The sequence below is a fragment of the Enterocloster sp. 210928-DFI.2.20 genome (assembly GCF_020554465.1).
Classification (GTDB): domain Bacteria; phylum Bacillota; class Clostridia; order Lachnospirales; family Lachnospiraceae; genus Enterocloster; species Enterocloster bolteae.
The window spans coordinates 31,777-58,542 of the sequence record NZ_JAJCHK010000037.1 but is presented as its reverse complement, the minus strand read 5'-3'; the positions used below and the strand labels follow the sequence as shown (position 1 = coordinate 58,542).

The window sequence follows — 26,766 nt, the reverse complement described above, 5'->3', positions numbered from 1 at the left end:
CGGTACGCACGGTGGTGTGAGAGGACGGCGGTTAATCACCGCCTCCTACTCGATTGAACGACGGCTGTTGTGGTAAAAGTGCACAAAATAGTTGGGGTAAAATGCTGGATTTAAATAAAATCACACATCATTACTTGACAAAAAGCTATATAGCTATATACTAGTAGTATAGCTGTATAGCTAATGCCGTAAGTACATTGGAGGAGGTAAACATGAAAACTTTAAAGGAGAAGCTGAGAGACAGGGATGAATTGTCAGGGATGCATATATGCCTGACAGAGCCCTGTATCAGTGAGATGTGTGCCGGATTGGGATATGATTTTTTGTGGATTGACACCGAGCACACAGCCATTGATTACCAGGTGCTGCTGTACCATCTGATGGGTGCAAAGGCAGGCGGTACGGATACACTGGTTCGTATTCCATGGAATAACCAGGTATTGGCAAAAAGAGTGCTGGAGATGGGCCCTACGGGAATCATCATTCCGATGGTCAATACAGCCCAGGAGCTGGACGCTGCCATGCAGGCCACCCTGTATCCGCCTTATGGGATTAGGGGATTTGGCCCCTTGCGGGCAGTGAGGTACGGGCTGGATGATGCGGATTCATTTATAGAGTCATCCAGGCAGCAGCTGGTCCGGTGTGTACAGATTGAGACAAAGACAGCAGTAAAGAATCTGAAAGAAATGGTCAAGAACCCTTATGTGGACTGCTTTATTCTGGGGCCCTGCGACTTGTCCGGCTCCATAGGGGAGCTGAACCGTGTATTTGAGGACCATACCAGCAGCCTGGTTGATGAGGCGGTGGCGATCATCAATGAGAGCGGAAAGTCTTCCGGCGTATCCACAGGCAGCGATGACCCGGAAATCATACGCTACTGGCATGAAAAGGGCATTAACGTGATATCGGCTGGTTCAGATTATGTACATATTATGGACGGCGCCCGAAAGGAACTAAACATGTTGAGACAGATTCAGGCAAAATAGGGAGGATAAACGCTATGAAGAAACGCATAATTAGTATCGCATTAGTGCTTGCAATGACCGCAGGTCTGGCTGCGTGCGGCCAAAAGACATCTGAGACAAAGAGCCCATCGCAGGCGCAGGCAAAGACAGAAGCAGCCCCTGATGCCTCAGAGCAGCCGCAGACAGATGCGGGCGCAGAGCTGCCGGAGGTAAAGCTGGTATTTTCCACACAGTCCAGCGGCGATGTAAATTATGTAAAGGCCATGCATATGATAGCAGATGAGATATCAGAAAAAACCAATGGTAAATTTACAATGGAAATCCACGAAAACGGAAGCCTGATGACCCAAGAGGGAGAGGTGGATGCTGTTGCCAGGGGAAGCCTTGACATGATGTTCAGCTCACCGTTCCTGATATCCGACCAGATGCCGTACCTGACTATGTTTACGGCAGCCTATATTTTTCAGAATGAACAGCACATGAGGGCAGTTATGGATGGAGAGATTGGCCAGAAGGTAGCGGATGATGTGGCTGAGAAATTAAATGTGCGCTGGCTGTCAGCACTTTACTGCGGAGCCCGCCATCTGGATATGAGGGATATTGGCAGAGAGATTACAAAACCGGAAGATTTAAACGGTGTCAATTTAAGGATGCCTAATTCTTCTGCATGGCTCTTTATGGGGAAGGCGCTGGGGGCTAATCCCACACCTATGGCTTACGCAGAAATATACCAGGGACTTCAGACAGGCGCCATTGACGGACAGGAGAATCCTCTGCCTACCACCATTGCACAGAAATGGTATGAGGTGACCAGCCAGATTGTTCTTACAGGTCATGTGATTGAGCCTATGTGCATCGCAATCAATGAGGAGAAATGGCAGTCTCTTCCCCAGGAATACAGGGATATCATGACAGAGGCAGTTAAGACAGCCACAGCGTGGTGCGATGAGGCAAACCTGAAGCAGGAACAGGAAGCAATTACGTTCCTGAAGGAGCAGGGATTAACGGTTATTGAACCGGACCTGAATGCGTTCATGGAGTATTCTGAGAACTATTATTTGAACGACAAGGATATGGTAAAAGATTGGGATATGGAATTGTATCATCAGATAAAGGATTTGAAATATTAATGAGAGGTATTCTGAATGGACGTATGGAAGAAATGCTTTCAGGCTGTCATGGATTTTATAGAGATTTACATGCCTATGTGCTGGTTTATTCTGCTGTTTGTGGCATTCATCCTGCAGATTATATCCAGATACATATTTAATAATCCCCTGGTATGGCCTTATGAGCTGGCGCAGATTTCCTATGTATGGATTATTACGTTGGGATGCTGCTATGCACAGCGGACAGATGATAATATTGTTTTTTCTGTAATTTATGAACTTGTGGGGGAGAAGGTCAGGAGGCTGTTCCGGTTCCTTCAGGATATCCTGATAGTTGGCCTGCTGGTCTATCTGGTACCGCCGGCACTGGAGTTTTACAGGTTTTATTTTACCAGGTACAGCACGGTTTTCAAGGTTCCTCTGGGATTTGTATATCTGGGATTTTTCGTGTTTCAGATTATTACCATTGTCCGGTACTGCGGGGACCTGGCAGGCTGTTATAAGGAATTTCGGAAAGGAGGAAAGGCAGTATGAGCCATGCCATGATGATTTCCCTTGGTTTGCTGGTGGTGTGTTTTGTCATCAGGATGCCGATAGCCATAGGAATGATTATATCCTCCACGCTCTATCTGGCTGTGAAAGGTATGGACCCCAGTGTGGTGGTGGAAATTTTTACCAGTAAGATGTACAATAACTTTATTCTGCTGGCAGTCCCGCTTTTTATCTTTGCTGCGAATATCATGAATTCCAGCAAGGTAACGGATAAGATATTTGACTTTTCCAAGGTTCTGGTGGGCCGGTGGAAGGGCGGCCTGGGACATGTGAATGTCATTGCATCCCTGATATTTTCAGGAATGACAGGTTCCGCGGTGGCTGATGCATCGGGACTTGGAATCATGGAAATTGAGGCCATGCGAAAGGAGGGATATGATGACGGGTTCAGCGCAGCCATAACAGCTGGTTCCGCTGTAATAGGCCCCATCTTCCCTCCCAGCATCCCCCTGGTAATATACGGGGTCATTGCAGGCGCATCCATCGGCAACCTGTTTCTGGCAGGCATGGTGCCTGGAATTATACTGGCCCTGGCTCTGTGTATTTATGTCTGCTATATTGCTAATAAGAGAAATTATCCCAGCGGAAGAAAATATGCCGGGATGGAATTCATCAAAATGACGGTGAGCGCGGTTCCTGCCCTCCTAACCCCCATCATCCTTCTGATGGGAATTTATACAGGCATCATGACTGCCACAGAGGCCGGGGCAGTGGCAGCCCTATACGCCCTGCTCATATCCGTTTTTGCGTACCGTTCCATAACACTGTCAGAGTTTATCCAGGTATTGAAGAATACGGTGAAGTCTACGGGACAGATTGGCATTATGCTGGGTGCTGCTTATGTGTTTTCTTATGTGATTGCAGTGGAGAATCTTCCGTCTCTGGCAGGAAATCTGATTCTGTCTTTTGCCACCACAAAGGTTTCCTTTCTTGTTTTTGTCAACATACTGCTGTTCATACTGGGGATGCTGCTGGATTCAGCTGTTTTACAGCTGGTATTGCTGCCTATCCTATGTCCGATAGCCCAGTCCTTTGGTATCGACATGGTTCATTTCGGGGTGGTGTTTACGCTGAATACCATGATTGGACTTTGTACACCGCCATTTGGCATGCTATTATTTATTGTGACAGGAATCAGCGGAGAGAAGATGAACACCATCATAAAAGAAGTCATGCCCATGGTTTTTGTGATGGTCCTGGTGCTGATACTTGTAACGTTTGTGCCGGATGTCATTATGTGGCTGCCGAGACTCTTTGGCCGATAAAATTCTTGTAACTTTTCTGTTGTTGTATTAAGATAAGTAGGAGGGGGACATGTAACCGCCGGGGTTTTTAGAATAATAAGATAGAGATGGGTAATGTATATGGAAGATCTGGATTTCAAAGTAAAGAAGAAAAATTTATATGAGACAGTGGCTGACCGTATGGAGGACATGATTCTGAGTAATTCGCTGCGGCAGGGGGAACGGCTTCCAAGTGAGCAGGAGCTGGCATTGAAATTCGGAATCAGCCGTAATGTCATGAGAGAATCTTTGAAACTGCTTAAGGAAAGACAGCTGATTGTGCAGAAGAACGGTGAAGGCACCTTTATAGCAAAGCCTGAAAGCGGAAGTGTTACAGAGATTCTCAACCGCATGCTGCGGCTGGATGATATCGGATATATGGATGTATATGAGATGCGCAAGCTGCTGGAGCCCTATGCCAGCAGGGTTGTGGCTGAAAAAAAGGATGATTTGGATTTTGAGAAGCTGGAACAGTATCTGCAGGGAATGATTGAAAGTAAGGATGTATGGGATAAACGCATTGACTATGACATCCAGTTTCATATCTGTATAGCCGAGGCAACCGGAAATCCGCTGCTGATTTGTTTCATTAACTCCATGGTGAGTCTTTGGAAGACAATTCTGCTGAGAGGAATTGTAACGCAGCAGGAGGGACACCAGGATGGAATTGAATTCCACAAGAGAATCATTGACAGCCTGAAACGAGGAGATCCGGATGAAGCGGAAGCAGTCATGAGGGCTCATATTGAGAAGTCCGCCAAGATGTGCTGGGTGGAAGATGTGCAGTGATGATATAAAAAATGTATAAAGGACAGCCTGACAGGTATTTTTACCAAGCGGCTGTCCTTTTTCCATATAAGATGCTCAGGCTGTTTCTTCCTGAATACTACCCCTGAGCTTATCCACTGCGTCCATAAACCGTTTATTATCATGAAACTGTTTATAATACCCATCATCCAGCAGACTCTTCAGGAGCAATTCACGCATTTCCTTTGTGGCGGCAGGATGTTCCCCGTCTATCTTTACCGCAGGAGAGAACAGGATGGGATTGGGCTTCTGGACAGTGCCGGTGATGGCGTCCACAAACTGAATCATGCTGTCCAACGCCTGCTGGTCTTGTCCGGCCCGCTGGTAAGCCTGGGCAAAGAAGCCGGGACTCATGCCGTTTCCAACGCCCAGCAGCTCCTCCAGCTGGCGGTAAATAACGCACAGTTCCAGTGTCCTTGCGGTGTCTGGGGTCATTTCCGGGTTCATCATCTGAATCAGGAAGTTTTGTACCTGGCGTGTCAGCACATACAGGCGTTTCTGTATGACCTCCAATGCCTGGGAAGCTTCTCCTTTTTTCAGATACAGCATGGCCCAGATAGAGGTGGAGTCAGTGGTGTGCTGGGGCAGTTCCTTTAAAAGGCTCTCTGCCTTCTCCAGCTCGCCTTCCGAAATGGCGATGGAGGCCAGGTGGGATACTGCCGCCTGCCAGCAGGCAGCGGCGCCGCTTGCCCGCACGTCCTCTAAAAGCTGTTTCTTCTGTTTCGTCCAGCCATTCCTAATCTCTTGGGGCTGGGCGGGAAACAGCATCGCGAACAGGTCAAACAGGGTAACTGCCCTGGACTTTAAGGGGATACTTGAGGGATAGGTATGCAGAAGTGACTGTACCATGCCGTCCGCAGCTTCATACCCATGGTTTCTGGCTGTCTCAACGATTTCGTTCAGCCGGGCGTCAATCTGTTCTTCTGTAAGAGTTTCCTCAAACTGCAGCAGGGTATCCACATTGGTTTCCAGAGCGCGGGCCAGAGGGCATAAAAGTGAAATGTCCGGGCAGGAGGCGCCTGTCTCCCATTTGCTGACAGCAGGAGGCGATACGCCCAGGGAAAGGGCCAGCTGCTCCTGCGTCATGGATTTGGCTCTGCGCAGTGACGCAATGCGCGGACCTAGTTTTATATCCATCTTATAATCTCTCCTTCGCTAAAACATATTTGTCCGGCCGGATATGGTTAGTATAAACCATAGAACGGCGCTGCACAATGGAGGCGCCGTTAAACAGCGGGAGGATTTTCTTAACTGATGGTTAAGTATGGAAGCATGAACCTGTCTATAACTGGGACAGAAGCCGGTTATCCTCCGCGGCCTTCCTGAAAAATTCCAAAAACAGACTGGTGGACAGTTTAAACCGGGTATCCTTACGGAAAATGGTATAGAGCTGCCGCTTCAGTCCCGGATGATCCAGAAGGGGAACCTGCTTTAAAAGGCCCAGCTCCAGTTCCTGGCGCACCGCATACTCAGACATGATGGAAATTCCCTGGTGGTTGCGTATCCCGCGTTTGATGGCCTCGATGTTGCCGGCCACATAAAGCCTGGAAGGTTCTAAGGAAAGGCGGCCCTCCTTTTCCAGATAATTCACCAGGGACGTATTGGGATTGGATATCAGCAGGGTTTCTTCCGTGATTTCTTTAAAGAGAATCCCCCTTTTTTCCGCCCACGGGTGCTGGGGATGGACTACCAGCACAAGGGGGTCCTCCATCAGCGGCTCGCAGCAAAGCACGTCCGTGCCCACCGAGGCGGGCTGGGAGATAATGCCCAGGGAGAAATTTCCCCCAATCACATCTGATATGGCGCTGCGGGTGTACTGGATGTGGTTGATCACTGTTATGTAGGGATAGGACTGGCGGAACAGGTAAATCAGCGAGGGTATGATGTAGGTTCCGGGCGTGCTGGAGGAGGTGATCCGTATCTCGCTTTCCTCCATCAGCCTGGTCTGCAGCAGGTGTTCCGACGCAGACTTCCAGGTATTCACCATCTGCCTGGCATAGGGCAGGAAAATCTCTCCCTCTCTGGTCAGCTCCACACGCCGGCCGCAGCGTTTGAACAGGCCGCATTCCAGGGCTGTTTCCAGTCGCTTGATGCGCATGGAGACCGCTGCCTGGGTACAGAACAGGCTTTCTGCCGCTTTTGTGAAATTCTTATGCTTCTCCACCTCCAGAAAACTCTCCAAGGATTCCAAATCCATGTGTGTTTCCTCCAATCCATAAACATTATTAATTGTATTTTAGCGGAAACAGAGGAAAAAGTATAGGATTTTTAATGAGAAATCAAAGGGAAAAAGCCAACTATAAAGAAGTCTTATGGGAGGCGGGACTAAAATGGTAACTATAACGTTCTGTTATGACAGGATATAAGGATTATTGATTGGATCTGACCAGGGATTAAGACTACAATGGTAACATCAAAGCAATACAAAATCAAACAGAGTACCGGAGACGGTACAAAAAGGAGAGTGGGTATTTTGAGCAGCGTACCGGCAAAGGTAAAAAAACAGAAAAGCCCTTTTGAAATGCGCATGGCGTATTTCGGGCTACCGGCAGCGTTGGTGGCACTGACGCTGATTTGGACCATGAGGACTCCCGCGGGACTGTCCTATTCAGGCAAGATGGCCATGGGCATCTTTGCGTTTGCACTGATTCTGTGGGTGAGCAACGGGATTCCAAACTATGTAACTTCACTGATTGTGATTTTTCTGCTTCCGGCAGCAGGGGCCTGGACAGAAAAAGCCACCCTGGGCGTGTTTGGCTATGAAGTAATCTGGCTGATGATAGCAGCCTTTGTCATTGCTTCGGGCATGGAAAAGAGCGGACTTGCAAAACGTCTGGCATTGTTTCTGGTTACGCGGTTTGGAAAGAGCGTCAACACGGTGCTGATTGTGCTGATGGTAACCAATTTCCTCATTGCCTTTGTGGTGCCGTCCACAACAGCCAGGGCTGTGATGCTTCTTCCCATTGTCATGATGATTATGGAGGTCTTTGAGGTGGGAAACACTACGCCCCAGGACCGGAATTTTGGAAAGCTTATGGCATTGCAGGGGATACAGGCCAACAACCTTTCCACCGGAGCCATTGTGACGGCTACATCCTCCCAGATTCTGGCTATCAGCTTTATCAAGGACCTGACAGGTACGGAGATTTCCTGGATGAAGTGGTTCATTGCCTCTGCTCCGGTTGCCATTATCACACTGGCAGCCAGCTTCCTTATCGGAAAAATGCTCTTTAAGACGGGAAACCGTTCTGCTTCCGCGGAGAAGATGACGGCCCTGGAGGAAGAGTACAAGGGACTGGGAAAAATGAACGGAGTGGAAGTGCGGGCCCTGATTATCTTTCTTATCACCATCTTTTTGTGGGCAACAGACGAGTACCATGGAGCCATGTTTGGTTTCGACATATCCCTGGTTGTGGTAGCCATTGTGTCGGCAGCCATCTTCCTCATGCCCCATGTAGGGATATTGACCTGGAAGGAAGCAAAGATACCCTGGGATCTGATGATTTTCAGCTGCGGCGCTTATGCGGGAGGGCTGGCCCTGGACGATACAGGCGTGGCTACCTGGGTCTTAAACAGCGTGTTTGACAAGCTGGGAGTGGAGCATATGAGCTTCATGGTTCTTTACGCGGTAATTATTTTTATTGCAAGCTTCTCCCACTTTGTGTTCACCAGCAAGACGGTTCGTACCATCATTCTGATTCCCACCATTATATCCATTGCGCAGGTGGCGGGATTCAATCCTGTGGCCCTGGCCCTGCCGGCGTCCTTCATGATATGCGATACCATCACGCTTCCGCCTCACAGCAAGGTGAACCTGACATATTACAGCACAGGAAAATTCACGGTCCTGGAGGAAATGACATACGGTGTCCTGACCCTGCTGGCAAAATGGGGCATTATGGTGGCGGCGTCATTTACCTGGTTTAAAATGATAGGGATTATGTAGGAGGTCAATATGAAGGGAAAAGGATATATTACGTTTATGGTGGCAGCAGCACTCAGCATGGGCCTTGCGGTCACTGCCATGGCGGAGGAACCAGGCAGTGGGGAACCGGGCGGTGCGCAGCTGGGAACCATGATAGAGATGGCGGACAGGTTGGCGCCGGAGGGGGAGGATGCAGCTGTTATCTCCCATATAAAAGGCGTGACCGACAGCCAGGGACGTCTGGCAGTACCAATGTACCAGGATGCAGAGCTGGTGTCTGTCCAGGCAGAGGCAGGTACCCTTAAGGGTGAACCGAAGGAGCAGCATTCAGGCATGACATCTTATCTGGTAGCGGATTTTGATGAGGCGGATTTTCCGGTGGAACTTACCCTGAACTGGCACCAGGAAGGGACTTACAAGATGAAGGCGGCCAAGACAAGCGGCACAGCCCCGGGCAATCTGAAGGCAGTTACATATTCCATGGTAAACACGGCACCGGTGTCAATCGGTTCCTACAGCCTGGAACTGGCAGTGCCAGAGGGATATGAACTGGCGGGAATCGTTGGATACGACCCCGAGGAGGAGTATGGCATATTTACGGACCAGGGCGTAAAGTACGGCGCCTATGTGTTTGGGGAGGTTCCCGTTGGCCGGGAATGTGAGATGACGGTGAATATAAAGAAAGCAGGAGGCAATCTGGCGCTGTCCATGTGGGGAGCCACGATTCTGATTTCAGCTTATTTCCTGTATAAAAATAAGGGGATGCTGAAGGAGGCAAAGGAACTGGCTGCGAAAAAGAAGATGGGAGGCAACTCATAATGAGAAAGAAACAGGGATTATTAATCATCATGGACGGCCTGGGAGACAGACCGGATCCGGTGCTGGGGGGAATGACGCCGCTTGAGAGCGCCTCCACCCCTAATATGGAGCGTCTGCTTCTAATGGGTATGTGCGGAAATGTATACCCCATTGCGCCGGGGATTCCCGTGGGCACGGATGTGGGCCATCTGCAGATATTCGGCTATGACAGCAGCAGGGTGTACAGAGGCAGGGGACCCTTAGAGGCCAGCAGCGGTGGGCTGGAGCTGATGGACGGGGACGTGGCGTTCAGAGGAAATTTTGCAACCGTTACAGAGGATATGGCGGTGGTGGACCGCAGGGCCGGGCGAATCAGCCAGGGTACGGAGTTTCTGGCACAGGCCGTAAACGGCATGGTGCTGTCTGACGGGACCCGGGTGCTGGCAAAAGAACTGACGGAGCACCGGATTGCAGTGGTTCTCAGAGGAGAGGGATTAAGCGATGCTATCAGTTGTACGGACCCCGGTACCACGGAGGAGGGGAAGAAGGTATCCGGACCCAGGGCTTTGGACGGCAGTGAGAAGGCGCAGAAGACAGCAGATGCCCTGTGGGAATTCACAAAAAAAGCATACGGCATCTTAAAGGAGCATCCCATTAATAAGGAGAGGATCCAAAAGGGGCTTAAGCCGGCCAATATCATCCTGACCAGGGGAGCCGGACAGAAGACGGAGATGGTTTCCCTAAAGGACAGGTACAAAATCAGGGCCGCCTGTGTGGCAGGAGATAAAACAGTGGGAGGTATTGCCCGGCTGGCAGGTATGGATTACTATATCAGGGACAGCTTTACAGGAAGCTTTGACACAGACCTTATGGGAAAGGCCAGGCTGGCGGCAGAGCTTCTAAAGGAAAAGAAATACGACTGGGTGGTGCTCCATATCAAGGGCACGGATCTGGCGGGCCACGATAACCGTCCGGATAAGAAGAAGGAGATTGTGGAACAGACAGACCAAATGCTGGGCTATCTTCTTAATGAGCTGGATTTGGAACAATGCTATATTTCCTTTACGGCAGACCATTCCACACCCTGTAAGGTGGGGGATCACAGCGGGGATGGCGTCCCCACCTTTATTGCCGGCGGCGATGTCAGGCGGGATAAGGTGGATATGGCCGGGGAACGCTACTTCATGGAGGGAGCCCTGGAGGGGCTGACAGCCAACGATATATTCCGGCTCCAGATGAACTACATGGGATTCATGGAAAAGGTGGGATCCTGATACCAAAACTGTGATAGAAAGAAGGCCTGAGGCGGCGAAACTGCTGCTTCAGGTCTTGAGGTTTGTGTAGGTTCAGGTCTTAGGTTTGCCAACTTGACACGGGTCGGGAATCATGGTACGATAAAACATATTCTTTTGTAGGATAAGACGGTAGAGCAATCTGCCGTTTTTTTACATTTGGTACGTCGGAAAAGCCCCCGCCTTCATGACAAGGGGCAGGAGCTTTTAGACGTGCCGGAGTGCTTTGGGAAACATCTGCCCGCTTTTTATCAATCCACTTTTGCTTTGTCCAGCGCCGTGTTGATGGCATTCAGGAGGGCAGTGGAGGTATAGCGGGAGGTGCTGGGATATGTAAGGTTCTCCGTGGACTGATTGCTTATAATCTGGCTGGCCAGATCATCCAGGGTGGGCTGCATCAGCGGGTACATGGTGGTGACAGCCTCGCTTAAGGGAACCAGGTCAATGGAGGTGATGCGGTTCTTATCCACAGTTACCTTTACATTCACATCTTCGCTGCCAAGGGTCAGTGCCGCGCTGTATACGCCCGGCAGGTAGCCGGCAGGTTCAGCGGAAACGGAAACGTTGTCCTTCCCAGGCCGGAACATGATGAAACAGAGGGTAATTAAAAGGATGGCAAGGCCTACGAAGATTGCGGTGTAGATGATTTCCTTCATCCTTAGTACCACAATTTTGGTTTTAGAGCTCATAGTCAGGACCTCTAAGATAGTTTGTTAAAGCTTATGTTGCAGGGCGGGGAAATATGAGAAGTTTTCGTTGTCCCGTCTGCTGGAAGGAGAGAGAAAAGTGGCGTTGCAGTTTATATTGGGAGGAGCAGGCTCAGGAAAGACCAGAATGCTCTATGACCGGGTCATAAAGGAGTCCATGGAGCATCCGGAACAAAAGTACCTGGTTGTGGTGCCGGAGCAGTTTACCATGCAGACACAGAAGGAAATCATCCGTCTCCATCCCAGACACGGGATTATGAATATAGATATCCTCAGCTTTAAGCGTCTGGCTTACCGGGTATTCGAGGACCTGGGGGTCAGAATCCCGGTTGTGCTGGATGATATGGGAAAATCCATGGTGCTACGCAAGGTGGCCGGGTTAAAGAGAGGAAAGCTGTCCCTCTACAGTGGGCATCTGGAGCAGACCGGCTTCATCGGCCAGCTTAAGTCCCAGATCTCGGAGCTGTACCAGTACGGTATCACACCGGATATGCTGAGGGACGTGCGGGGGGAGGCGGATTCTCCTCTTCTGGCCCAGAAGCTTGAGGACCTGGAGGTGATTTACAGCGGTTTCAGGGAGTATATAGAGAGCCACTATATCACGGCTGAGGAGATTCTGGACATCCTGTGCAGGGAGCTTCCAAAGTGGGAACCCCTCAAAGACAGCATCATTCTTCTGGACGGATATACCGGCTTTACTCCGGTCCAGTACAGGCTGGTGGAGCTGTTCCTGATGCACGCCAGGGAGGTGGTATGTACGGTTACCATTGATTCCAGGGAAAACGCCTACAAGGAGAGCAGTATCCAGCATCTGTTTTATATGAGCCGTCATACGGTGTGCCGCGTGGCCTCCATGGCAAAGCAGCATGGAATCCCGAAGAAGGAGGACATAATCTGCAGCCGGCGTCCGGCCTGGAGATTTGATGAGAGCCCGGAGCTGGATTTTCTGGAACAGAACCTGTACCGGTACTCCGGCAGGACCTGGGAGGGAAAGGAAGAGCGCATCCAGGTGTACAAGGGACGCAACCCGGCAGGGGAGGCTGCCTACGTGTGCAGCAGGATTGAGCAGATGATAAAGGAGGAAGGGATGCGTTACCGGGATGCCGCCGTCATTACCGGGGACCTTCCATCCTATGGACGGGAGCTGGCCCACCAGTTTGATGAGGCCGGGATTCCCTATTTCCTGGATGATAAGAAGAGTATTCTGGAAAATCCCATGGTGGAGCTGATACGGGCAGCGTTAGAGATGGTGAAGGATTTCTCTTATGAGAGCGCGTTCCGGTATCTGAAAACAGGACTGGTGTATGATAAGGCTGGGAGTACAGAGGAGAGGGTGTCGGCAGATACAGCGGCAGATACGTCCGGGGATGCAGGGGAGGCAGATGCTGGGAGCGGATTCGACGGTTCCAGGGAACATGCAGAGCAGATGACGGACCGGCTGGAAAATTATGTGCGGGCCCTGGGCATCCGGGGGTGGAAGCGCTGGGATTCCTGTTGGGAACGGCAGTACAGAGGCGGTGAAAAGCTGAACCTGAAGGAGCTGAACCAATACCGCATGTGGATACTGGAGCCTCTGCGGCCTCTGCGGGAGGCATTTAAGGCAGAGGGAGCCACCATTGCCTCTGTGACGGCAGCTCTTCGCCAGTTCCTGGAGCATATGGAGCTGAGGGAAAAGCTGGAGGAGTACAGGGATTTCTTTCTGGAGCGAAAAGAGCCGGGGGATGAGAACCTGGCCAGGGAATACGGCCAGGTCTATGACCGCGTACTGGAACTGTTTGAGCGGCTGGAAGGGCTTTTGGGCGCGGAAAAAGCGGATATGAAGAACTATATCCAGATTCTGGACGCCGGTTTCCAGGAAATCCAGGTGGGTGTGATTCCGGCCACGGTTGACCAGGTTATGGTGGGTGATATCACCCGAAGCCGTCTGGAAGCAGTGAAGGTACTGTTTTTCGTAGGAGTAAACGAGGGAACGGTGCCCCAGAGAAAGAACGGGGGAAGCCTTTTATCGGACCGTGACAGGGCGGCTCTCAGGAAAATGGATATAGAGCTGGCTCCCACGGTAAAGGAGGATGGCTGCATCCAGAAATTTTATCTGTATCTTATGATGTCAAAGCCCTCCCGACAGCTGGTGCTCACCTATGCCGGACTTACGCCGGACGGCAAGAGCCAGAGACCCTCCAATCTTATGGGAGAAGTGGGAAAGCTGTTTCCCGGAATGAAAACCCTGGACGAGCATTCCGTGGAATGGCCGGTGCGGACCGGGAGGGATGCCAGGGAGCTGCTTATACAGGGGCTTCGGGGAATGCAGGAACAGGGGGAGGATGACAGGGAGCGGGAGGACGCTGCCTTTATGCAGCTCTTCCAGCATTTTTATACATCGCAGGAGCACCGGGATAAGGTGAGGCAGCTGGTGGACGCTGCTTTTTATTCCTATGAGGAAAGGGGAATCGGACGGGCAGCTGCCAGAGCCCTTTACGGCAGGGAACTGCAGGGCAGCGTAACCCGGCTGGAGCAGTTCGCCTCCTGTGCCTACGCCCATTTCCTGCGGTATGGTCTGGAACTGATGGAGCGGCAGGAGTACGAGCTGGAGGCAGTGGACATGGGCAACCTGTTCCACCAGTCCATCGACAGATGCTTTGCCTCCATGAAGGACAGAGGGCAGGATTGGCGGGAGCTGACCGAAGAGGGGAGAAAGAGCCTTGTAAAGGAATGCGTGACCCAGGTAACGGAGGAATACGGCAACACAATCATGTCCAGCTCAGCCCGAAACGCGTATCTGGCAGGCAGGGTGGAACGGATTACGGACCGCACCATATGGGCTCTGGCAGAGCAGGTGAAAAAGGGGGACTTTGAGCCGGTGGGATTCGAGGTGTCCTTTTCAGCCATTGATAACCTGAAGGCCATGCGCATCGGTCTGTCAGAGGATGAAGAGCTGCAGCTTCGCGGACGTATTGACCGCATGGACCTGTGCAGGGATGAGGACCATGTCTATGTAAAGATTATTGACTATAAGTCAGGAACCACATCCTTTGACCTGGCTGCCCTGTTTTATGGATTGCAGCTTCAGCTGGTGGTCTATATGGATGCGGCGGTGGAGATGGAGGAGAGGAGACATCCGGACAAGGAGGTGGTTCCTGCCGGTATCTTCTACTACCACATAGGTGACCCGATAGCGGATAAGCAGGAAGGAATGGATGAAAGGGATATCGAAAAACAGATATTAAAGCAGCTCAGGATGAACGGTCTGGTAAACAGTGAACTGGATATTATCCGGCATCTGGACCGGGAGATAGAGAAGGAATCCGATGTGATACCCGTAGCGATTAAGGATGGCTATGTCCAGGAAAGCCGCTCGTCCGTGGCCAGCACCAGACGTTTTCAGGATCTGCGCCGGTTTGTGAACCGGAGGCTCAGGGAAGCGGGGCAGGATATACTGATGGGAAATGTGGACTTAAAGCCTTACAAACAGGGAAACAGGACAGCCTGCGACTATTGCCCCTACCATGCAGTGTGCGGGTTCGATACCAAGACAGCAGGCTATGGATACCGCAAGCTCAAGGGACTTAAGCCTGAGGAAATCTGGGCGGAATTGGAATCTGAAGGAGACGAGGAAACAGATGGCAGTGAATTGGACCAGTAAACAGCAAGAGGTTATAGACAGCAGAAACAGGAACCTTCTGGTGTCCGCAGCAGCGGGCAGCGGTAAGACGGCCGTGCTGGTGGAACGTATCATCCAGATGATAAGCGAAGGAGACCGCCCACTGGATATTGACCAGCTGCTGGTAATGACGTTTACCAATGCAGCTGCGGCTGAGATGCGGGAGAGGATAGGCGCCGCAGTGGAGCAGAAGCTGAAGGAACGTCCTGAGGACGAGCATCTGTGGCTCCAGGCAGCCCTGATCCCCCAGGCCCAGATTACCACCATTGACAGCTTCTGCCTGAATATCATCCGCAGCCATTATAACAGCCTGGACATAGATCCGGCCTTCCGTATCGGGGATGAGGGGGAGCTGTCCCTTCTGCGGGGGGACTGCATGGGGGAAATGCTGGAAAACTGTTACGATGAGGCGGATGAGGAGTTTGGAAGGTTCGTGGAGCATTTCGGACGGGGAAAGTCAGACAGGGGAATTGAGGATGTGATTCTCCAGGCATGGCAGTTTTCACAGAGCCATCCATGGCCGCAGGAATGGCTTGCAGCCTGTCAGAAGGAGCTGGAGGAGGAAAGCATCGGGGAAATGGAGGAAAGCCCCTGGATGGTGTTCCTGATGGAGGATGTGGCCAGACAGATGGCAGAGCTTTCCGGGCAGCTGGGGGAAGCCCTTAATGTGTGCCTGGAGGAAAACGGCCCCCTGGCATACGAGCCCATGCTCATAAGCGACAGAAGTAAAATCGAGGCCATAGGAAGGGCCGCTTCCACAGGCAGCTTTGAAGCCCTGTATAACAGCCTGCAGAACATGAGCTTCGACCGGCTGGCATCCATCCGGAGCAAGGATATTGACGGTGATAAGAAGGTATTTGTAAGCGCATGCAGGGACCGGGTCAAGAAGGCCGTGGCAAAATGCAGGGAGCTCTACGGCCAGCAGAGTCCGCAGGAAGTCGTGGAAAGCATGAGAGGGACCAGAAGGGTCATCCGGGAACTCTTAAGGCTTACAGGCATGTTCGACCAGGCATACAGGGATGCCAAGCGGGAGCGGAACGTGCTGGATTTTAATGATTTGGAGCATCTGGCGCTGGAGGTTCTGTATGTGCGGGAGGAAACCGGAAACGGGGAAGAAAGGGGTTCCCGCCGTCCGTCCCAGGTGGCAGACGAGCTCAGCCGGCAGTATGAGGAAATATTGGTGGACGAATACCAGGACAGCAATTATGTCCAGGAAGCATTGATTACCAGCATTTCCAGGGAGCGGTTCGGTTATCCCAACGTATTTATGGTGGGGGATGTGAAGCAGAGCATATACAGGTTCCGTCTGGCCAGGCCGGAGCTTTTTATGGATAAATATGAAAAATATTCCAGGCAGGGCGGACCGTACCAAATGATTGAATTACAGCAGAACTTCCGGAGCAGGGAGTCTGTGCTGACCAGTGTCAATGATGTGTTTTATCAAATCATGACAAAGAATCTGGGAGGAATCACATACACGCCTGAGACAGCCCTTTATCCCGGAGCGGTATTTGAGGAAGTGAACAGGAAAACGGTTTGTGGCCTGGGACTGGAAGAGGGGGAGTCTGACACGCAGGAATCCGGCCCTGTTTCCTTCCTTGCAGGAACGCCTACAGAGCTTCTCATGGTGGATACGGGCGCGGAAGCACTGAAGCAGCTGGATGAAGACTCCCTTGATTATACGGCAAAAGAGTTGGAAGCCAGACTGATTGCCGGAAGGATACGCCAGCTGGTAAGCCAAGGCCAGGGGATTTTGGTGTGGGACAAATCCAGGGGAGCTTACCGCAGGGCCCGTTACGGCGACGTGGTTATCCTGCTCAGAAGCATGACGGGATGGTCGGAGGTATTTGTAAATGTGCTGATGAATGAAGGCATCCCGGCTTTTGCCCAGACCAGAACAGGATATTTCAACACGGTTGAGGTGGAGACGGTTCTCAGCCTTCTGTCTGTTGTTGATAATCCCATGCAGGATATTCCGCTGGCAGCCGTTATGCGCTCGCCCATTGTGGGGATGGATGATGAGGAGATGGCCTGGATGATGGCCGCCTACAAGCGGAATTCCAAAAAGGGCCAGGACCGGGGCGTATACGGGGCATGGAGGCTCTGGCTGGAGGAAGGGCCGGTGCCGGAGGAAGAACTGGAGCAGGAGGAAGGACTGAGGCCGGGAGAAGGGCCGGGGCCGGAGGAAGAACCGGAGCAGGAGGAAGGTCTGGGGCCGGAGGAAAATCCTGACAGGGAAGAAGGCTTAATCACAGTGGGATTATGCAGCATACCGGCAGAGGCAGCCCATTCCATTTCCCTTAAATCCCTTAAGCTGTCACTCCTTATGGAACGGCTGCGGGGGGAGGCAAGGCATCTGCCCATCCATGAGCTGCTGTACCGGGTATACAAGGAGAGCGGATATTACGACTATGTATCCGCCATGCCGGCCGGGGAGACGAGACGGGCCAACCTGGACATGCTGGTGGAAAAGGCAGCTGCCTATGAATCCACCAGCTACAAGGGTCTGTTTCATTTTGTAAGGTACATTGAAAAACTGAAGAAATTTGATACGGATTTCGGTGAGGCCAGCGTGGCCGGTGAGCAGGACAATACGGTGCGCATCATGAGTATTCACAAGAGCAAAGGTCTGGAATTCCCAGTGGTATTTCTGGCTGGCCTGGGAAAGCGGTTTAACAAGCAGGATGCGTACGGACAGATTCTTCTGGATGCGGATTTAGGGGCTGCGGCAGATTTCCTGGACCTGGAGCTGCGGGTCAAGGCGCCGACTCTTAAAAAGCAGGCATTGAAGCGCCGGATGGAGCTGGAAACAATGGGGGAGGAGCTCAGGGTCCTTTATGTGGCCATGACCAGGGCCAAGGAAAAGCTGATTATGACAGCCGCGGATAAGTCACTGGAGAATAAGCTGGGAAAATGGAAGGACATTCCCCTGTCCCAGGGCCAGCTGCCCTATACCATACTGGCTTCAGCCAATTCCTGCCTGGACTGGCTCCTTATGGCCCAGCCCGCTATTCCTGCCGCCCACATGGAAATGCGCCAGATTCAGGTAAAAGATCTGATTGGCGAGGAAATTACCCGGCAAATCATACGGAAGATGAAAAAGGAAGACCTTCTGAACCTGGATGGGGAGAGGGTGTATGATGCAGCATTTGGAATACGTCTCAGAAAAGTCCTGGAATATGAGTACCCTTATGAATCAGATACCGGACTGTACGCCATGGTGTCTGTATCCGAGCTCAAAAAACAGAGCCAGATAGGACGGGCAGAGGATGCCATTGGCACGGACCGTGACAATCTGGAGGGGGCAGCCCTTGGTGAGCTGACGGCGCTGAGGGGAAAACAGGATGTGGCAGGCTCCGGATTCAGGGAATCAGGAGAACAGAATAAACCATCTTCATCCGGCCCAAACCGCGGAGCTCTGCGGGGAACCGCATACCACGCGGTTCTGGAGCATATCCGGTTCCATGAGATACACAGCCTTTCAGAGGTAAAGCCGGTGGTGGATGAGCTTCTGGAGAACGGATTTCTGGACCAGGAAGCCCGTGACTTTATTAATCCCAATGTCATATGGAATTTCCTGTCCAGTCCCTTGGGAACCCGTATGGCGAAAGCACAGGCAGAGGGACGCATCCATAAGGAGCAGCAGTTTATCATAGGCATACCTGCCAGGGAAATGGGCCTTGGTGATTCCGACGAGCTGGTACTTATCCAGGGAATCATCGACGCCTATCTGGAGGAAGAGGACGGACTGGTCCTTATTGACTATAAAACAGACCATGTGCCGGAGGGAAGTCCGGAACAAGGGGCAAAGATGCTGGCAGAGCGCTACAGAGTCCAGCTGGACTATTATGAGCGCGCATTGACCCAGCTGACTGAGAAACATGTAAAAGAGCGCATTATTTATTCCCTTGCGCTTCAGATGAGTATAAACGTATGAAAGAAGGAATCAGGATGAATCAGAAAAGAGAAGTAAGAACCGTATCCCTCATTGGACTGGGAGCCATTGGCTGTTTCCTGGCCAGTCATCTGGGGCCTCTGATGGGAGATAATCTGCGTGTGATTGCAGGGGGCAGCCGCCGTGAACGTCTGGAACAGGAAGGCGTCATGGTCAATGGGGTCCGCCACCATTTCAACATCGTATCCCCGGAGGAAACCTGCGGTCAGGATTATCCGGATTTAGCTATTATCATCACCAAGTTTCCTGCCCTGTCCCAGGCTTTGGAGGACATGAGAAACCAGATTGGGCCGGATACCCTTATCATGGCCCCGTTAAACGGGGTGGAGGCAGAGGAAAAGGTGGCAGCGGTATTTGGATGGGATAATCTGCTGTATTCCCTGGCAAAGGTAAGCGTGGTCATGAAGGACGGGTGCGCCTCCTTTAATCCAAAGGCTGCCCGGATTGAAATGGGGGAGAAGCACAATGAGACAGTGTCCCCCAGGGTACAGGCTGTGAAGGAGCTGTTTGAGGGGGCGGGCATACGTACCGTTGTTCCGGAGGATATGGAGCGGGCCATCTGGTATAAATACATGTGCAATGTCAGTGAGAACCAGAGCGCCGCTGTCCTGGGCATCCCCTTTGGGGCCTGGAGTGTCAGCGCAGATGCCAATTTTATCCGTGAGAAGCTGATGAGGGAGGTCATAGCCATTGCGCAAAAGAAAGGAATCGACCTCTCGGAAAAGGATATGGAAAAACAGGCCAGCGTGCTTAAGGACGTGCCTCCTAAAAATAAACCGTCCACCCTCCAGGACATTGAGGCAGGCCGCAAGACCGAGGTGGAAATGTTCGGAGGCACCATCATCCGTATGGGCCGTGAGCTGGGAGTGCCTACGCCTTATAATGAAATGTTCTACCATGGAATTAAGGTGCTGGAGCAGAAGAATGAGGGGTTGTTTTAAGAAAAATACGGTGTCACCTGCGCCGGGGAGAGGCAGATGGAAATAAGAAAAGACGGATGACCATTCCCACGGTCCATCCGTCTTTCCTTATTTCCTGCCTATATAGCCACAGGAATCTTCTCGCTAAAGGTGTGATACTGATAATGTTCCAGCCGGAAGCTGTCAGTGGTGAACTGATAGAAATTCTGGATGGAAGTGTCCATGGACAGGGTTGGACCTGGGTAAGGCTCCCGTTTCAGCAACTCCTCTACCATCGGTATATGCCGGTCGTAGATATGGGCGTCTGCAATAACATGGACCAATTCGCCGGGTTTCAGGCCGCTTACCTGCGCCAGCATGTGGAGCAGGACCGCATACTGGCATACGTTCCAGCTGTTGGCTGTCAGCATATCCTGGGAGCGCTGGTTTAAGATACCGTTCAGGGTATTACCGGAGACATTGAAGGTCATGCTGTAGGCGCAGGGATAGAGGTTCATTTCGCATAGATCATGGTGGTTGTAGATATTGGACATGATCCGGCGGCTTAAGGGATTGTGCTTCAGGTCATACAGGATGCGGTCTACCTGGTCAAAATCCCCTTCCTTATAATGGTGCTTTACACCCAGCTGGTAGCCGTAGGCCTTGCCTATGCTGCCGTTCTCATCTGCCCATGAATCCCAGATGTGGCTGTTCAGGTCATGGATGTTGTTGGATTTTTTCTGCCATATCCACAGAAGCTCGTCCACTGCCGACTTAAAGGCAGTGCGCCGCAGGGTGATGACGGGAAATTCCCTGGTAAGATCGTAGCGGTTCACGATGCCAAAGCGCTTGATGGTGTGGGCCGGGGTGCCGTCCTCCCATACCGGACGCACGTCATAGTCTGTATCCCAGACGCCGTGTTCTAATATATCGTTGCAGTTTTGTATGAATATCTGGTCTGCGTAGCTCATGTTCATTGTCCTCCATTTTAAATATGGAATCATTATAACAGAGGACACCTTTTCTTTCAAAGGGTTTCATGATATAATCGGTCAAGACCGGTGAACGGGACAGGGATAAACAGATACCTGGAAGAAAATGGGAGGTATTCACATATGAATCTGATTGTTGCAGTGGATGAGAAATGGGGAATAGGTAAGGACGGCGGTCTCCTTGCGCATCTCCCGGAGGATATGAAGTATTTCAGAGAGACCACCAGTGGCAGGACCGTGGTCATGGGACGCAGGACCCTGGAGAGCTTTCCCGGTGGAAAGCCCCTGAAGAACCGCGTAAATATGGTTTTGTCCAGAAATGAATCGTATTCTCCTGAGGGTGTGCAGGTGTACCACAGGGCGGAGGATGTGCTGGAGGCATTAAAGGACTGTAATGAGGATGATGTGTTCATCATCGGCGGAGGCATGATATACAGGGAGTTTCTTCCCTACTGCAATAAGGCATATGTGACCTACATCCACAGGACCTTTGAGGTGGACACGGATTTTGAAAATCTGGATCAGGATGAAAACTGGAAACTGGAGTCGGTCAGCGATGGCAGGGAGCATGAGGGCATTTCCTTTGAATTCAGAATATACAGAAGGGTAAGGTGAGGGAATATTGAATCTTTGCGTGACAGCGGACAGGCATTGGGCCATCGGCAAGGACGGCAGGCCACTGGTTACGATTCCGGCCGACCGGCAGATGTTTCTTAAGGAGACGGACGGCAAGGTGGTGGTCATGGGGCGCAGGACCCTGGAGGGACTGCCGGGAGGACAGCCCTTTGGAAACCGGGTAAATATTGTCCTGACCCATGATATGCAGTATAAGGTAAAGGGCGCAGTGGTCTGCCACAGCCTGGAGGAGGCGCTTAAGGCGCTTAAGGATTACGATGAAGGTGATATCTATATCATAGGAGGGGAGAGCGTTTACCGGCAGTTTCTTCCCTATTGCACAACGGCCCATGTGACCAGTATTGATTATACCTATGACGGGGATGCATACTTTCCTGATTTGGAAGAGGAAGAGGGATGGTATCTGGCGGAAGAGGGGGACGAACAGACCTATTTTGACCTCTGTTATACCTTCCGGAGGTTCCGGAGAAAAAAGTAATAAAAAAATTGTTCAACACGCTGAAAAAAAGAAAATAATTTTTGAAAAAATTTAAAAACCGGTTGTAACATGAAGCAGAAAATGTTAATATAAAGCTTGTGCGAGGGTAAATTCTCACAAGCTTCTTAAAAAACAGGAGAACGGGGGAATATATAGTGAAACAGGATGGAACATTATTTACACTTGAAAATGATGAGCTTCTAGTTACTGTTGCCCGCCGCGGTGCAGAACTTACCAGGATTTATGACAAGAAAGCGGACCGCGAAGTGCTTTGGTGCGCTGAACCGTCTGTGTGGAACAGACACGCCCCTGTGCTTTTTCCGTTTGTGGGAAAATGTTATGAGGGAGCGTATGTCCATGATGGGAAAGAATACGGCATGACGCCCCACGGCTTTGCAAGGGATATGGATTTTGAACCTCTTCTCTGTGATATGGACGAATGCTGGTTCCGTTTGAAGGACACGCCGGAGACATATGAAAAGTATCCGTTCCATTTCGAGGTGGAGATTGGTCACAGGCTGGAAGGCAGAACCATCGAGGTTATGTGGAAGGTTGCCAATACGGATTCAGGCGAGATGCTGTTTATGATGGGCGGACATCCTGCTTTTCAGGTGCCGGAAGGGAAAAACATATACGATTTCACCTTTGAGTTTAACCGGAGAGGGTGCAGGGAGGGACAGTTTACGGATTGTCTCCATTATCTTGCGCCTAATGCGAACGGCTATGAGAAGGAAGAACTTCAGGGAAATTTGAAGCTGTCAGAGGGCCGGGTGCCGCTGACAAAAGGATTTTTCGATACAGCTCTTACATATATGTTTGATGAAGCACAGGTCAGCAGCGTGAGCCTGATGGTGGATGGAAGCCCCTATGTGACGTTGGAATGCAGCGATTTCCCATATTTGGGAATATGGACAATGGAGGCCACCCATCCCTTTGTATGTCTGGAACCATGGTACGGTATCTGCGCATCAGATGGATATAAGGGGGAATTGAAGGACAGAAGGGGAATCATATCGTTGCCCGGATGGGAAAACTGGCAGAAGAGCTACCAGATCCGGGTGGAATAACAATGAATGTCACGTCCGGATGCGCGGCGAAATCCAGCTGAGGACGCGAGTATATATTACTAGGAGGAGAACCATGTATAAGATTGTAAAATCAGAATGCCTGGCAGATAAGATATATCTGATGGACGTGGAAGCACCGCGTATAGCCAGGGCCTGTCAACCAGGCGAATTTGTAATTGTCAAGATGGACGAAGTAGGAGAGAGAATCCCGTTAACCATCTGTGACTACGACCGTGAGAAGGGCCTGGTAACCATCGTGTTCCAGATTGTGGGAGCATCCACAGAGCGTATGGCCGGACTGAAGGCCGGAGACAGCTTCGCAGATTTCGTAGGTCCCCTGGGACAGCCTTCCGAATTCGTGAAGGATGACCTGGAGGAAGTAAAGAAGAGACGTTATCTCTTTGTAGCCGGCGGCGTGGGAAGCGCGCCTGTTTACCCACAGGTAAAATGGCTGAAAGAGCGCGGCATTGACGTGGATGTGGTGGAAGGCGCCAAGACCAAGGACATGCTGATTTTGGAAGAGGAAATGAGATCTGTTGCAGGAAACCTCTACATTACCACAGATGACGGTTCCTATGTGCGCAAGGGCATGGTAACCGACGTTGTCAAGGATTTGGTGGAGAACCAGGGCAAGAAGTACGATGTCTGTGTTGCCATCGGACCTATGATTATGATGAAATTTGTCTGCAAGCTCACCAAGGAGCTGGGAATCCCAACCATCGTCAGCATGAACCCAATCATGGTGGACGGCACAGGAATGTGCGGCGCCTGCCGTGTAAGCGTTGGCGGGGAAGTGAAGTTCGCATGTGTGGACGGACCTGAGTTTGACGGCCATCTGGTAGATTTCGACCAGGCCATGAAGCGCCAGCAGATGTACAAGACAGAAGAGGGCAGAGCCATCTTAAGGCTGCGTGAGGGTGCTACCCATCACGGCGGATGCGGAAACTGCGGAGGTGAGGAATAATGGACGTATTAAAGAAGATACCCGTAAGGGAACAGGACCCAAAGGAGAGGGCAACGAATTTTAAGGAAGTATGTCTGGGATATAACCAGGAAGAAGCCCAGGAAGAAGCTTCCCGCTGCATTAACTGTAAGAATGCAAAATGTATCCAGGGATGCCCGGTTGCCATCAATATACCAAAGTTCATTGCAGAAGTAAAAGAAGGAAAATTTGAGGATGCAGCAAATACCATAGCAGAATCCAGCGCCCTTCCCGCAGTATGCGGACGTGTATGCCCTCAGGAGAGCCAGTGCGAAGGCAAATGTATCCGCGGCATCAAAGGCGAGCCTATTTCCATCGGAAAGCTGGAGCGTTTCGTGGCAGACTGGTCCAGGGAAAATGGATTCGTACCGGCTAAGCCAGAGAAAACCAACGGCATCAAGGTAGCTGTAATCGGTTCCGGCCCTGCAGGACTTACCTGCGCAGGCGACCTTGCAAAGATGGGATACGAAGTAACCATCTTCGAGGCCCTTCATGAGCCAGGCGGCGTGCTTACATATGGAATTCCTGAATTCCGTCTTCCAAAGTCCGGCGTGGTACAGCCTGAAATCGACAACGTAAGGAAACTGGGCGTTAAGATTGAGACCAATGTTATCATCGGTAAATCCGTGACCATAGACGAGCTGATGGATGAGGAAGGCTTTAAGGCCGTATTCATCGGTTCCGGCGCAGGACTTCCCAAGTTCATGGGAATTCCAGGTGAGAACGCCAACGGTGTATTCTCTGCCAACGAGTATCTGACCAGAAGCAACCTGATGAAGGCCTTCCGTGATGATTACGATACGCCAATCTACCTGGGCAAGAAGGTAGCAGTTGTAGGCGGCGGAAACGTTGCCATGGATGCTGCCAGAACAGCACTCCGTCTGGGCGCAGAGGTGCATGTAGTGTACAGAAGAAGCGAAGCTGAGCTGCCTGCCCGTGTGGAGGAAGTACATCATGCAAAAGAAGAGGGAATTATCTTCAATCTGCTGACCAATCCGGTAGAGATTCTGACCGACGACAACGGCTGGGTTAAGGGAATGGTAGTGCGCAAGATGGAACTGGGCGAGCCGGATGCATCAGGCCGCCGCAGACCGGTAGAGGTTGCCGGATCGGATTACACCATTGATGTGGACGCTGTCATCATGTCCCTTGGAACCTCTCCAAACCCACTGATTTCTTCCACCACAGAAGGCCTTGAGACCAACAAGTGGAAATGTATCATTGCAGATGAGAGCAACGGCAAGACCACCAAGGAAGGCGTATATGCAGGCGGCGATGCCGTAACAGGCGCTGCAACCGTAATCCTTGCCATGGAGGCAGGCCGCGCAGGCGCAAGAGGAATTGATGAATACCTTAATGGAAATAAATAGGTAAATATGGTATCTGAAATATAGTATCTGAAATATAGAAAGCCGGTATCCGGGGTATGTCTGTTGTGGACAGAAGAGCCTGGATGCCGGTTTTTTTGTAGTGGTGGATTGGGCGATGGTGTGTGTGGTTTATGGAGTTTGGTATGTGTGGCTGTGGTGGGGATGGGGTGTTGGTGGGTGGATTGTTGGTGAAGTGTGGTGATGGCAGTGGTAGCAGGAGTGGAAGACAACGGATTTTACTTTTACATTTCTCCCGCGAAAACAGAAGAGAAATAGTTCTGCGGAGAGAAATAAAAACGAGTTGTGGAGAGAAATAAAAATGAGTTGGGTATTGACGCTTTAAGGGTATATATGATATTCTATATAAAATCGCACGGAAGTCTCTGTGCAGGATTCTTATTAGCAGTTTCATGATCGTTTGGCTGGTTCAGCCGTTTTTCACGTAGGGATGATTAAAAAAGGTGGTGATGCGTGTTTTATTGCTTTATTCAGTATGCAGCGGTGTGTTTGGATTATATCTGTAAGTTTCTTAAAATCAGTACTGTTTATCAGTAGTCAGTTGTGTTCGTTAATCAATATTCTTGAAAAATCAGAGGGATTGTTTGTACTTGAAAATTGAATCATATTATTTTGCGCGCCTTGAAACTTCATTTTAGCTAAAAAGGGTGAAAATTCCTCTGCCTTTACAGGTGGTGTATGCGGATGGTGACGGGGGAGAACCGCCAGAAATAAACTTAACAGCAGCAGCGGGCGGAGAAAAACCGGTATTCCAGCTGATATGAGGCCAAACCATGGGTCTTTATAAGATTTGGCTGTACGTTGGTTAATAACCGGGCGCGGATGGAAATATCTGCTGATGAAAAATGGGGGACGGATCCGCATTTATGTATTGTGAGGCTCGGTTTGCTGTTATTGCGGGGGCGGTGTGGATTGCAGGGAGGAGGATGAAAATGGGAGATGGAATTTCAGATGGATTAGGGAGAGGAAAAATGTTTAGTGCTGTTTTATGTGAAGGAAAATGTAGGTGTAAGTAAGAAAATGGGATTTTGTGGGAGGAGGAGAACAGGATAGCTGAAAGAGATGTGGCCCGGAAAAAAATGACCGGAGAGGAAAAGATGAAAGTGAAAGGGCTGAAAAAGAATAGGCTGAAAAAAAGATGACAGGACAGGCCATGACGATAGGGAATTAAGAGATGGGGAAAAGACTGGGGGAAAATAATTGGAGGAGAAATAGCGGGGAGTGAAATAGCGGGGAGTGAAATAGCGGGGGGTGAAATAGCAGGGGGTGAAAT

Annotated in this window: 20 protein-coding genes; 16 read left to right on the top strand and 4 right to left on the bottom strand. The window is 50.9% G+C overall.

What is annotated here, in order from left to right; all coding sequences use genetic code 11:
* Window positions 1-212 precede the first annotated feature (212 nt).
* The 5 genes from LI015_RS23790 (at window position 213) to LI015_RS23770 (ending at window position 4,698) form a co-directional block, all read left to right on the top strand.
* The gene (locus LI015_RS23790) at window positions 213-986 is read left to right on the top strand and encodes an HpcH/HpaI aldolase family protein (protein ID WP_002569870.1); all 774 of its coding nucleotides are present in this window, start codon (window positions 213-215) and stop codon (window positions 984-986) included.
* 14 nt (window positions 987-1,000) lie between these two features.
* Window positions 1,001-2,095, top strand: a complete 1,095-nt coding sequence (locus LI015_RS23785; RefSeq protein ID WP_002569869.1) for a DctP family TRAP transporter solute-binding subunit — start codon at window positions 1,001-1,003, stop codon at window positions 2,093-2,095.
* Between the two features lie 15 nt (window positions 2,096-2,110).
* Window positions 2,111-2,608, top strand: coding sequence for a TRAP transporter small permease (locus tag LI015_RS23780; RefSeq protein ID WP_002571955.1), 498 nt, complete (start codon window positions 2,111-2,113; stop codon window positions 2,606-2,608).
* A complete protein-coding gene (locus LI015_RS23775) occupies window positions 2,605-3,891 on the top strand; it encodes a TRAP transporter large permease (protein ID WP_002569867.1) in 1,287 nt (428 codons plus the stop codon). The genes LI015_RS23780 and LI015_RS23775 overlap by 4 nt, the downstream gene beginning before the upstream one ends.
* Before the next feature lie 93 nt (window positions 3,892-3,984).
* Window positions 3,985-4,698, top strand: coding sequence for a FadR/GntR family transcriptional regulator (locus LI015_RS23770; RefSeq protein WP_002569866.1), 714 nt, complete (start codon window positions 3,985-3,987; stop codon window positions 4,696-4,698).
* Between the two features lie 75 nt (window positions 4,699-4,773).
* On the opposite strand, the gene LI015_RS23765 is transcribed toward LI015_RS23770, so the two are convergent.
* Together LI015_RS23765 and LI015_RS23760 are read right to left on the bottom strand one after the other, a co-directional pair.
* The gene (locus tag LI015_RS23765) at window positions 4,774-5,853 is read right to left on the bottom strand and encodes a helix-turn-helix domain-containing protein (protein ID WP_227126496.1); all 1,080 of its coding nucleotides are present in this window, start codon (window positions 5,851-5,853) and stop codon (window positions 4,774-4,776) included.
* Window positions 5,854-5,998: 145 nt separating this feature from the next.
* Window positions 5,999-6,913, bottom strand: a complete 915-nt coding sequence (locus LI015_RS23760) for a LysR family transcriptional regulator (RefSeq protein ID WP_002569864.1) — start codon at window positions 6,911-6,913, stop codon at window positions 5,999-6,001.
* Between the two features lie 267 nt (window positions 6,914-7,180).
* On the opposite strand from LI015_RS23760, the gene LI015_RS23755 reads away from it, so the two are divergent.
* The 3 genes from LI015_RS23755 to apgM are packed head-to-tail and all read left to right on the top strand — an operon-like array spanning window position 7,181 to window position 10,713.
* Window positions 7,181-8,662 carry an SLC13 family permease gene (locus tag LI015_RS23755; RefSeq protein ID WP_227160505.1) on the top strand — a complete coding sequence of 494 codons (1,482 nt, stop codon included), beginning with the start codon at window positions 7,181-7,183 and terminating at the stop codon, window positions 8,660-8,662.
* A 9-nt stretch (window positions 8,663-8,671) separates the two neighbouring features.
* Entirely contained in the window at window positions 8,672-9,460 is a 789-nt protein-coding gene (locus LI015_RS23750) for a hypothetical protein (protein WP_227126495.1), read from the top strand.
* Window positions 9,460-10,713, top strand: a complete 1,254-nt coding sequence (apgM, locus tag LI015_RS23745; protein ID WP_227126494.1) for a 2,3-bisphosphoglycerate-independent phosphoglycerate mutase — start codon at window positions 9,460-9,462, stop codon at window positions 10,711-10,713. Before LI015_RS23750 ends, apgM begins: the two co-directional genes overlap by 1 nt.
* 269 nt (window positions 10,714-10,982) lie before the next feature.
* Here the strand turns inward: apgM and LI015_RS23740 are convergent, their stop codons facing one another.
* Window positions 10,983-11,420: an FMN-binding protein gene (locus LI015_RS23740; protein ID WP_002569860.1), complete on the bottom strand. Its 438-nt coding sequence runs from the start codon at window positions 11,418-11,420 to the stop codon at window positions 10,983-10,985.
* 97 nt (window positions 11,421-11,517) lie between these two features.
* Here LI015_RS23740 and LI015_RS23735 point away from each other — a divergent pair, with 97 nt between their 5' ends.
* From LI015_RS23735 to LI015_RS23725, 3 genes are read left to right on the top strand one after another with little or no spacing between them, the layout of a single operon-like run.
* Window positions 11,518-15,078, top strand: coding sequence for a PD-(D/E)XK nuclease family protein (locus LI015_RS23735; protein WP_227126493.1), 3,561 nt, complete (start codon window positions 11,518-11,520; stop codon window positions 15,076-15,078).
* Window positions 15,056-19,033: a UvrD-helicase domain-containing protein gene (locus LI015_RS23730; protein WP_227126492.1), complete on the top strand. Its 3,978-nt coding sequence runs from the start codon at window positions 15,056-15,058 to the stop codon at window positions 19,031-19,033. The genes LI015_RS23735 and LI015_RS23730 overlap by 23 nt, the downstream gene beginning before the upstream one ends.
* 14 nt (window positions 19,034-19,047) lie before the next feature.
* Window positions 19,048-19,992, top strand: coding sequence for a ketopantoate reductase family protein (locus LI015_RS23725; RefSeq protein ID WP_227126491.1), 945 nt, complete (start codon window positions 19,048-19,050; stop codon window positions 19,990-19,992).
* 98 nt (window positions 19,993-20,090) lie between these two features.
* Here LI015_RS23725 and thyA read toward each other — a convergent pair whose 3' ends face one another.
* Window positions 20,091-20,921, bottom strand: coding sequence for a thymidylate synthase (thyA, locus tag LI015_RS23720; RefSeq protein ID WP_118018888.1), 831 nt, complete (start codon window positions 20,919-20,921; stop codon window positions 20,091-20,093).
* A 144-nt stretch (window positions 20,922-21,065) separates the two neighbouring features.
* Here thyA and LI015_RS23715 point away from each other — a divergent pair, with 144 nt between their 5' ends.
* From LI015_RS23715 to gltA, 5 genes are all read left to right on the top strand, one after another.
* Window positions 21,066-21,557, top strand: coding sequence for a dihydrofolate reductase (locus tag LI015_RS23715; protein ID WP_002569855.1), 492 nt, complete (start codon window positions 21,066-21,068; stop codon window positions 21,555-21,557).
* Window positions 21,558-21,564: 7 nt separating this feature from the next.
* A complete protein-coding gene (locus tag LI015_RS23710; RefSeq protein ID WP_227126490.1) occupies window positions 21,565-22,056 on the top strand; it encodes a dihydrofolate reductase in 492 nt (163 codons plus the stop codon).
* 155 nt (window positions 22,057-22,211) lie between these two features.
* Window positions 22,212-23,123: an aldose 1-epimerase family protein gene (locus LI015_RS23705; RefSeq protein ID WP_002571967.1), complete on the top strand. Its 912-nt coding sequence runs from the start codon at window positions 22,212-22,214 to the stop codon at window positions 23,121-23,123.
* Window positions 23,124-23,196: 73 nt separating this feature from the next.
* Window positions 23,197-24,087 (top strand): sulfide/dihydroorotate dehydrogenase-like FAD/NAD-binding protein, encoded by an 891-nt coding sequence (locus LI015_RS23700; RefSeq protein ID WP_002569852.1) that lies wholly within the window; start codon window positions 23,197-23,199, stop codon window positions 24,085-24,087.
* Window positions 24,087-25,475, top strand: a complete 1,389-nt coding sequence (gene gltA, locus LI015_RS23695) for an NADPH-dependent glutamate synthase (RefSeq protein ID WP_002569851.1) — start codon at window positions 24,087-24,089, stop codon at window positions 25,473-25,475. The genes LI015_RS23700 and gltA overlap by 1 nt, the downstream gene beginning before the upstream one ends.
* Window positions 25,476-26,766 lie beyond the last annotated feature (1,291 nt).